The sequence below is a fragment of the uncultured Salinicola sp. genome, assembly GCF_937921195.1.
Taxonomy (GTDB): domain Bacteria; phylum Pseudomonadota; class Gammaproteobacteria; order Pseudomonadales; family Halomonadaceae; genus Salinicola.
Genome location: NZ_CALFQK010000069.1, coordinates 1 through 9,456, shown reverse-complemented (window position 1 = coordinate 9,456; position 9,456 = coordinate 1). Strand labels below are relative to the sequence as shown.

General features: G+C 64.4%; 10 protein-coding genes. 8 read left to right on the top strand and 2 right to left on the bottom strand.

The window, feature by feature from the left end; translation table 11 throughout:
- Window positions 1-198: 198 nt before the first annotated feature.
- Window positions 199-864, bottom strand: a complete 666-nt coding sequence (locus Q0602_RS06065; protein ID WP_298840319.1) for a GntR family transcriptional regulator — start codon at window positions 862-864, stop codon at window positions 199-201.
- 229 nt (window positions 865-1,093) lie between these two features.
- Here Q0602_RS06065 and Q0602_RS06060 point away from each other — a divergent pair, with 229 nt between their 5' ends.
- The 8 genes from Q0602_RS06060 to Q0602_RS25330 all read left to right on the top strand — a co-directional run bounded on the left by Q0602_RS06060 (window position 1,094) and on the right by Q0602_RS25330 (window position 8,479).
- Window positions 1,094-2,134 carry a 4-hydroxythreonine-4-phosphate dehydrogenase PdxA gene (locus Q0602_RS06060; RefSeq protein WP_298840316.1) on the top strand — a complete coding sequence of 347 codons (1,041 nt, stop codon included), beginning with the start codon at window positions 1,094-1,096 and terminating at the stop codon, window positions 2,132-2,134.
- A gap of 118 nt (window positions 2,135-2,252) precedes the next feature.
- Window positions 2,253-3,266 carry a tripartite tricarboxylate transporter substrate binding protein gene (locus tag Q0602_RS06055; protein WP_298840313.1) on the top strand — a complete coding sequence of 338 codons (1,014 nt, stop codon included), beginning with the start codon at window positions 2,253-2,255 and terminating at the stop codon, window positions 3,264-3,266.
- 53 nt (window positions 3,267-3,319) lie between these two features.
- Window positions 3,320-3,811, top strand: a complete 492-nt coding sequence (locus tag Q0602_RS06050) for a tripartite tricarboxylate transporter TctB family protein (protein WP_298840310.1) — start codon at window positions 3,320-3,322, stop codon at window positions 3,809-3,811.
- A gap of 25 nt (window positions 3,812-3,836) precedes the next feature.
- On the top strand, window positions 3,837-5,390 hold the full coding sequence (locus tag Q0602_RS06045; RefSeq protein ID WP_295036775.1) for a tripartite tricarboxylate transporter permease: 1,554 nt from the start codon (window positions 3,837-3,839) through the stop codon (window positions 5,388-5,390).
- 15 nt (window positions 5,391-5,405) lie between these two features.
- Window positions 5,406-6,857 (top strand): flagellar biosynthesis protein FlgA, encoded by a 1,452-nt coding sequence (locus Q0602_RS06040; RefSeq protein ID WP_298840306.1) that lies wholly within the window; start codon window positions 5,406-5,408, stop codon window positions 6,855-6,857.
- Window positions 6,854-7,831 carry a sugar phosphate isomerase/epimerase gene (locus Q0602_RS06035; protein ID WP_298840303.1) on the top strand — a complete coding sequence of 326 codons (978 nt, stop codon included), beginning with the start codon at window positions 6,854-6,856 and terminating at the stop codon, window positions 7,829-7,831. The genes Q0602_RS06040 and Q0602_RS06035 overlap by 4 nt, the downstream gene beginning before the upstream one ends.
- A gap of 62 nt (window positions 7,832-7,893) precedes the next feature.
- A complete protein-coding gene (locus Q0602_RS06030; RefSeq protein WP_298840301.1) occupies window positions 7,894-8,220 on the top strand; it encodes a hypothetical protein in 327 nt (108 codons plus the stop codon).
- A complete protein-coding gene (locus tag Q0602_RS25330; protein ID WP_367276923.1) occupies window positions 8,195-8,479 on the top strand; it encodes a DUF4236 domain-containing protein in 285 nt (94 codons plus the stop codon). The genes Q0602_RS06030 and Q0602_RS25330 overlap by 26 nt, the downstream gene beginning before the upstream one ends.
- Window positions 8,480-8,588: 109 nt before the next feature.
- Here Q0602_RS25330 and Q0602_RS06025 read toward each other — a convergent pair whose 3' ends face one another.
- Window positions 8,589-9,284, bottom strand: coding sequence for an aspartate/glutamate racemase family protein (locus Q0602_RS06025; RefSeq protein WP_295036767.1), 696 nt, complete (start codon window positions 9,282-9,284; stop codon window positions 8,589-8,591).
- Window positions 9,285-9,456: the final 172 nt, after the last annotated feature.

Genomic DNA, 9,456 nt, shown 5'->3' with positions numbered 1-9,456 from the left:
AATCCCCGACCGAAGTCGGGGAACCAAGGATCTACAACGAACCGTCATCTTATCTTCTCTCCTGGGGAGAAAATAGATCGGATGATCCGATCTTTTGTAAATTATTGCCGACAGGTTTGTAAGATATTGCCGGCAAAATAGAATAAACCCTACCTTTTCCCTCGCTTTCGGCGACGGCTGGTTCATCACAGGCGTCCGTCAGACGACGTCACGCACCCGTTCCCAGGCATGCTCGAGATGTTCGCTCAAGGCCGCCACCAGGGCTGTCGCATCCCGTCGCTCGAGAGATTCGATCATGGATTCATGTTCGGCAACGGCCGCGGCCCACTTCTCCTCGCCTTCGTGCCCGATGAATCTCACCCGCTTGAGTTTCGACTGGAGTGAGCCATGAACCTGGATCAGGGATTCATTATGGCTCAGCGCAACGATGGCGGAGTGGATGCGTTGATTCGTCTTGTAGTAATCGAGACGATTGCCGTCGCGATAGTAATCCAGCATCTCGTCATGAAGCTTGCGGACCCCCGCGATCTCCTCGTCGCTCGCTTCGCCGCAAGCCAGGCGCCCCGCCAACTCCTCGAGCGTGCGGATCAGCACCAGCATGTCCTGGATATCCTTTGCCGAAAAGTGGCGAACCGAGGCACCGCGCTGCGGCGTCAGTTCCACCAGCCCTTCACTGGCCAGATAGCGCAGCGCCTCTCGCAGCGGCGTCCGCGAGACGCCGAGCCGTTCGCAAAGTGGTCCTTCGTAGATCCGCTTCCCCGGCTCGAGCTCGCCCTCGATGATCATGTCACGAAGATGGCTGGTGATCGCATCGTGAAGCGAGTGTCTGGCAATTGCGGAACGTGGCGACGTCGTGTCGGACATGGCTGATCTCTTCATGTATGGGGACTCGTTCGTCGAAATAGGCACCTGCTGGAATGTCTCGATTCAGCCGGGAGCCGTCCATGAGACACGGCCCTGCCGAACAGCATGGAGACATCATACTGCGCTTGCCGACGCCTTCGCCTCAATACCAACGTATAATGTATACATTTTGATTTTAAGCGCAATCTCCTTTCAACCGGGCACGCCGCCTCAGAGACCAGGAGATATCATGACGCCTTCACCCTCGCGCAAAGACGCTTCCGAGTTGCCGGTCATCGCCCTGGCGATGGGCGATCCTGCCGGCATCAGCCCCGAGTTGACGGCCAGGCTGGCAGCGGACGATACCGTCAACCGGGCCGTCCGCCTGGTCATCATCGGCGATCGTCGAATATTCGACGAAGGCGCACGCATCGCCGGCCTCTCGCCGCCACTCCATGTCGTCGACGGACAAAGTCCGCTCGAGGGTCTGGCGACCGCACCGGCCTTTCTCGATCTCGCCAACCTGGCGCTGGAAGCGGTCGATCAGGGCCAGGCCACCCCGGCCGGCGGTGAATTCGCCTCGGCCAACTTCCGCCGCGCGCTCGCACTGGCCAATGAGGGTCAGGTCGATGCGGTCTGTTTCACCCCGTTCAACAAGAAAGCGATGCGTTATGCCAACCCCGGCTACGACGACGAGATTCGCTTCGTGGCGGACGCCATCGGCTTCGACGGCAAAGCCCGCGAGTTCAACATTCTCGAATCGGTCTGGAATGCACGGGTCACTTCCCACATCCCGCTGAAAGACGTCGCCGCGGCCCTGAGCCCGGAGTCGATCGTCGACGAGCTGACTCTGACTCACCGCTGCCTTCAGCAGGCCGGACATGATCGTCCGCGTATCGCCGTTGCCGGTCTCAACCCCCACGCCGGCGATGGCGGCAGCTTCGGCATGGAGGAGATCGACATCATCGAGCCGGCGATTCGGCGCGCGCGCGAACAGGGGATGGACGTCGAAGGCCCCTTCCCCGCCGACACCGTCTTCCTCCGCGCCGTGAAGGAGGGGTTTCACGCGGTGCTGACCATGTACCACGACCAAGGCCAGATCGCGATGAAGATGATGGGGTTCGACAGCGGCGTGACGATGCTCGGCGGCCTTCCGTTCCCCGTCTGCACCCCGGCCCACGGTACGGCCTACGACATCGCCGGCCGCGGCATCGCCGACCTCGGTGCCTCCCGACAGGCGCTGCTGCTTGCCGCACGCATGGCGGGCCAGGCGCGCAGGACGGGCGTCTGAAGTTTCAACGCCACGGGCGGTTGCCGGTGGCGGTGAAGGGTAGTGGAAGTCCGATTCAACGAGACAGCTCACAAGCGACACCCACAAGAGCAACAAGAGAACCGACAGGAGAAACGCCATGTACAAGCGCACCCCCCTTTCCGCCCATCAGCTCAAGCCTCTGGCCCTGTTCTTTGCCGCACTCACCGTTTCCGGGAGCGCGCTGGCCTGGCAACCGGAGCGCCCCGTCGAGTTCGTGGTGACCTCCGGCGCCGGTGGCGGTACCGATACCTTCGCACGCACCGTGCAGTCGATCATCGGCAAGCACAAGCTGATGGACGAGTCGATCATCGTCTCCAACAAGGGCGGTGGCAGCGGCGCCGAGGGCTACGTCTATTCGGCCTCTTCCAAGGACGACCCCTACAAGCTGACATTCGGCACCAACAACGAGTACCTGCTGCCCGAGGTCGGCGAAATGCCCTACGCCGCCGAGGATCTGCAACCGGTGGCGGCCATGGCCATGGACGAATTCCTGATCTGGGTGAACGGCGATGCCGACTACGCCAGTGCCAAGGATTTCATCGACGCCGCCAAGCAGAATCCCGGCAAGATGCAGTTCGCTGGCAGTCAGTCCAAGGACACCGACCAGACGCTGGTCAGCATGATCGAGGAGGCCACCGGGGCCGATTTCCGCTACGTGCCCTTCAACGGCGGTAGCCAGGCGCTGGTGCAGCTGGCCGGCGGCCACGTCGACGCCAACGTCAACAACCCCAACGAGAACCTCGGCCAGTGGCAGGCCGGCATGGTCAAACCGCTGTGCGTGTTCAGCCCGGAACAGCTGCCCAAGGGCGAGCCTGTCTACGAAGACAAGGGCTGGGGCGATATTCCCACCTGCATCTCCCAGGGTATCGACATCAGCGAATACCGCATGCCGCGGACCGTCTGGCTGCCGGCCGACGCGCCCCAGGAGGCGGTGACCTACTACCAGGAGCTGCTCAGGAAGGTCAGCGAGACCCCCGAGTGGAAGGATTACACCACCCGGACCGTGCAGACCAGTCAGTTCCTGACCGGTGACGAGCTCGAGCAGTACATCGATGACAACGCCGAGACCGTCAGGAAGGTATTCGAACAGGAAGGCTGGAACGCGTCCTGAGCCCACGCCGGCGGGCAGCCACTGGCGCCCGCCACGCCTCGGAGGGAATCAGCATGACCCACAACGGCATTTCCCGTTACAGCATGGAGATCGCCACGGCGTTGCTGACCGGCGGAATCGGTCTCGCGATCTGCTACGGCGCCTGGCAGGTCGGTACCGGGTGGACCCCGAGCGGTCCGGACTCAGGCTACTTTCCGTTCTGGATCGGCGTGCTGATCGTTGCCGGTAGCGTCGTCAACCTGCTGCGCACGATCGTCGGGCATCGCCACAAGGACGAGATATTCTTGGACGCCGCCAGGCTCAAGTCCCTCGCCCGATTCGTCCTGCCGATCCTCGGCTTCGCAGTGGTCTCGCTACTGCTGGGGCTCTATGTCGGGACCACGCTCTACGTGCTGTTCGCCATGCGTCTTCAGGGCCATTACGCCTGGTGGAGATCGCTGGCCAGCGGCGTGGCGATCAGCGTCTGCTTCTACCTGCTGTTCGAACTCGTATTCCAGGTGCCGCTGCTGAAAGGCCCCCTGGAGCACGCGTTCGGCATCTACTAAGCGCCCGTCTTCAGGGGATCGCACCATGAACAACCTATCACTGCTGATGGATGGCTTTGCCACCATCCTGACCTGGAATCATCTGCTGATCATGGTGATTGGCGTGATGCTGGGCATGCTGGTCGGCGTGCTGCCGGGGCTGGGCGCCCCCAACGGCGTGTCGCTGCTGCTGCCGCTGACTTTTACCATGGACCCGGTCTCGGCCATCATTCTGCTGAGCTGCATGTACTGGGGGGCGCTGTTCGGCGGCTCCACCACCTCGATCCTGTTCAACATCCCGGGAGAGCCTTCGTCTGTCGCCACGACCTTCGACGGCTACCCGATGGCGCGCAACGGCGAGGCGACCCGCGCGCTGACCCTGGCGTTCATGTCCGCCGGCCTCGGTGCGCTCGCCGGCGTGGTCATGATCACGCTGCTGGCCAGTTCGGTGGCCCAGTTCGGACTCAGGTTCTCCTCGCCGGAGTACTTCGCGGTCTACTTCCTGGCGTTCTGCAGTTTCATCGGCATGAGTTCCAGCGCGCCGTCGAAGACGCTGGTCTCGATGATGCTGGGACTGGCCTTCGCCACGGTGGGAATGGATAGCGTCTCCGGCGGGCTGCGCCTGACCTTCGGCATTCCCGATCTGGTCAAGGGCATCAGCTTCCTGGTCGCGGTCATGGGGCTGTTCGGGATCGCCGAACTCATGGTCACCACCGAAGAGGGCCTGAGCTTCAATGGCATCAAGAGCCGCATCCGGGTCCGGGATATCCTGCGCACCATGGCGGAGCTGCCGCGTTACTGGGCATCGCTGATCCGCAGCATCCTGATCGGGATCTGGATGGGCATCACACCCGCCGGGCCGACCGCCGCCTCGTTCATGAGTCACGGCATCGCCAAGCGCTTCTCCCGGCATCCAGAACGCTTCGGCAAGGGCGAGCCCAACGGCATCGTCTCGCCGGAAGCGGCGGACCACTCCGCGGGGACCTCCGCGCTGCTGCCGATGCTGGCACTCGGCGTGCCGGGTTCGGCAACAGCAGCGGTGATGATGGGCGGGTTGATGATCTGGGGACTGACGCCGGGGCCGATGCTGTTCATCACCCGCCCCGATTTCGTGTGGGGACTGGTCGCCAGCATGTACCTGGGCAACGTGGTCGCGGTCATCCTGGTCCTGTCGACGGTACCGCTCTACGCCTCGATCCTGCGGGTGCCCTTCGCCATCATCGGCCCGGTGATCGTGGCGGTCATCTTCACCGGCGTCTACCAGGTCGCCAACTCCACCTTCGATTTCTGGCTGCTGCTGTTCTTCGCCCTGCTGGGTTACCTGTTCAAGAAGCTCGACTACCCGGTCGCCCCGCTGGTGCTGACCATGGTGCTCGGTCATCGCGCCGAGGAAGCCTTCCGTCAGTCGATGGTGATGTCAGACGGCTCGCTGACCGTGTTCTGGTCCAACTCGCTGGTGACCACGATCATGGGGCTCGGGGTGTTGATGCTGGTGTGGCCGCTGTTCTCCCGCATGCTGGGACTGAGAGGCTGGCGCCGGCGGCTGCATCGCCAGCAGCCACAGGCCTCGAAGCCGGCAACACCCGACTCGCGTCCCTGAGACAAGGAACTACCGATGCATCTCTCCCACTATCTCGCTGGTGACGCCCCGATTCGCTGCTGCGTGATCGGCTCGGGTGGCTTCGGCCGCAGCTTCATCCTCCACGCACGACATCTGGCAGCCGTGGAGGCGCGCGTGGTGATCGACCTGGATCCGGCGCTCGCGGCCAAGGCACTGGTCGACGCCGGTATCGAGTCGGCCCGAATCCGCCACTGCCGTACGCCGGCAGAAGCCAGCCGCGCCTGGGACCGAGGCGACTGGATCGTCGGCGACCGGCTGGAAGCCGTGATCGACCTCCCCCTGGACGTCGTCATCGAGGCCACCGGTCACCCCGAGGCCGGCGCCCGTCACGCCGCGCTGGCACTGGAGGCCGGCCACCATGTGGCCCTGGTCACCAAGGAGGTCGACAGCGTGGTCGGCCCCGGCCTGGCGGCCATGGCCCGCAAGCGCGGCTGCGTGATCAGCCCGGTGGATGGCGATCAGCCGGCGCTGGCGATCGGCCTGATCAGTTGGGCCGAAACGGTGGGCCTGGAGATCCTCGCCGCGGGCAAGTCGAGCGAATACGACTTCGCCTTCGACCCATCGACGGAAACCCTGGCCAGCAATGGCAAGCGCATCGACGTCCGCGGCTTCGGGGAGCGCTGGGAGTTGCCCGCGGGGCTGGACAGCGAGGGTCACCGCCAGTGGATGGCGGATCGCGCCCGCCTGGCAGGCGCACTGCCGCAGCACGCGGTGCCGGACCTGTGCGAGATGGCGATCGTCGCCAACGCGACCGGCGTGATGCCGGATCGTCCATCACTGCACTACCCCATCGCCCGTCTCGGCGAGATCGCCGACCTGTTCGTGCCGGCTGCCGACGGGGGCCTGTTGACGCGAACGCCGGCGCTGGAGGTCTTCCACTGCCTGCGGCGGCCGGACGAGTTCAGTCTTGCCGGCGGCGTATTCGTGGTCGTGCGCGGCCATGATCGCGCCAGTTGGCAGATGCTGGCCGAGAAAGGCCATCTGGTCGGCCGGCGCGGCGACAGCGCGATGCTGCCGCTGCCCCGCCACCTGCTCGGGCTGGAAGCCGCCACCACCCTGCTGGAAATGGTACGCCGCGGCGTTCCCAGCAGCGTCGCCCAGCCGAGGCCTCATGTCGACCTGATCGCCGTGGCTGGATCCAACCTGAGCGAAGGCACCACGCTCACCGCCCATGGCCACCATCACAGCATCGACCGCGTATCGTCGGCGCTGGTGCCGGCCAGTCCGCTCGGCGACGACGCGCCACTGCCCTACTATCTCGCCGCCAACCGGGTGTTGATGCGCCCGGTCCGCGCTGGTGAGCCCATTCGCCTGCGCGATGTCGCCATCGACGAAAGCTCATCGCTGTGGAAGCTGCGCCAGGATCAGGACGCGCTGTTCTTCGCCGACGCCATGACATCGACCCACGCCACTATCGAGCCCCCCAGAATCGAGGCCCCCAGATGACCACCCATCTTGCCGACTGGCCCATCGCTGCTGCCATGCTGCCGTTCTCCAACCGTCTGCCGGACGGCTCTCCGCTGCAGACGGCCAGCGCCGAGCAGTGGCACCCGCTGTTCCAGGAGATCGCCGAGGCCGGTTTCGATCACGTCGATCTCTCCGACAACTGCTTTCGTCCCGGCGACATGCCGGACGACCAACTGGACGCTCTCGCCAGCGTGATCAAGTCGGCGCGCCTGAAACCCAGTTCGATCTCGGTGGTGCGCTCGAGCGTGATCGACGAGCACCATGGCGACGACCATCTGGCCTATAGCCATCGCTCGCTGGAGGCCGCCGCCAGACTCGGCATCGGCACCGTCTCGATCGGCCTGCACCGGCCACTTACCGAGGCCCAGCGGCGACAGCTCTGGTTCTGGACCGTGGCGGGTCACCGCGACGATCCCGACGATCGGGCGCAGTGGCAGAAGGCGGTGTCGCGAATCCGTGAACTCGGCCAGCACGCCGCCGAACTCGGTATCGTGCTGTCGCTGGAGATGTACGAGGATACCTATCTCGGCAGTGCCGATTCGGCGGTGGCCATGGTCGAGGAGATCGGCCTGGCCTCGGTGGGGTTGAATCCGGACATCGGCAACCTGATCCGGCTGCACCGGCCGGTGGAGCCTTGGCTCGATGCCATGCGAAAGGTGCTGCCGTGGTCGAATTTCTGGCATGCCAAGAACTACATGCGCGACGAGGACGCCGAACGAGATCATTATGTCGCCTTCCCCGCGCCGATGGAGAGCGGCCTGATCGATTATCGCCAGGCGATGAAGCTCTCCGTCGAGGCCGGCTTCCGCGGGGTGATCTGCCTGGAGCACTATGGTGGTGACGGCCTCAGCGTCTGCGCCGCCAACCAGCGCTATCTACGCGACCGGGTCCTGCCCGCCTGTCGTCACGTCACGCCGGGCGCCAGTCGGGTCAGGCAGCCGCGCCGAGACTGACGCCCCGCCACTCACCTCGCGGGCAGCTATGCTGACGCCAACCGGTTGCCCACGAGGTCCGCATGAACGCCAGCCATCTCGAACACGCCATCATCGCTGTCGCCTTTCAATGCCTGCTGTGGCCACTGGTCGGTCGCTGGGTGGGTGGATCGTTGATCATCGCGGTGTTTCTCGGGCGGGAGGTCGCCCAGCACGAGTATGCCGGCGGGGGGCCGAACGCGGTCGGCTATTTCTACGGAGTGGTTCACCACTGGTCGCAGGACTCGAGCCTCGATGTCCTCTCCCCGGCTGCCGCCTGCGTCCTGCTGGCGCTGATCGTCCCCGGCAGCCCGTTGTGGCGAACGCTGCAAGCCCGGCGAACGAATGCCCTCGGTCGCGGTCAACCGTGAACAGATCTCCAGGAGATATTCCATGGGACTTCGCTTTCGTCGCGTGCTGCGGCTGGCCCCAGGGCTACGGATTCGGCTCGACGGCCAGGGTCCGACGCTCTCGATCGGCCCCCGCGGCGCCAACCTGAATGTCAGCCGGCGCGGCATTCACAGCCATGCGGGCATCCCCGGATCCGGCATCTATCACCGGCAAGCTTTATGGAAACGAAGATCGCGGACGGGAAAAGCGGACAAGCATCGAAAAAAGCCCGGCCCGTAGGCCGGGCAAGTACGCAGGGGATAGTCCCCGGCGCCATTATCGATCGGCGGGCGCGCCCCATCGGGTTGAATTGTCTCGTCAATCCGAGGGAGATTGCGCCAGCGACCGGCTATTCGCCCAAGGCAAATTCGAGCCCCATGTCGACATGCAGCGCGGTCGTGTCATAGAGCGGCAAGTCGCAATCCTGCTGCCGGAGCAGCAGGGCAATTTCCGTACACCCCAGAATCACGCCCTGCGCGCCCTGGGCCTGGAGCCTGGCGACGATCTCCCGATAGACTTGCCGCGATGGTTCGGTGATTACGCCATGAACCAGTTCCTCGAAGATGATCCGATGAACGCTGTCCCGATCTTCCCGAGTCGGCACCAGGCAGGAGATGCCATGCTCGTCGAGTAGTCGGCCCCGATAGAACTCCTGCTCCATCGTGAAGCGCGTCCCCAGCAAGCCGACCTGCTCGACCCCGGCGGCACGCAATCGTGAACCGGTGCCATCGGCAATATGAAGAAAGGGGATGCTCAGTGCCGACTCGATCGCGTCGGCCACCTTGTGCATGGTGTTGGTCGCCAGCAACAGGCACTCGGCGCCTGCGGCCTCGACCTGACGGGCCGCCAGCGCCAACTTGTCCCCTGCCTTGTCCCAATCGCCACTTTGCTGCAGCGCCTCGATCTCGGCAAAGTCGACGCTGACCATCGCGATCCTCGCCGAGTGATACCCGCCGAGACGCTCGCGCACGCCCTCGTTGAGCATACGGTAGTAACTCTGGGTGGACTCCCAGCTCATGCCGCCCAGTACACCAATGGTTTTCATCCCGACCCCCGCGTGGCCTCTCCTCGAGACTTCAATCATACCGTCTTTGGATCGTGACGGGGCTCGACGACACCGGGGAATGCTCGGCTTTTCCTTTCCCCCAGGGCCCTATTCCGGACATGAAAAAGCCGGCTACTCGAGCCGGCTGATTCAGAATTCGTGGCGGAGGGGG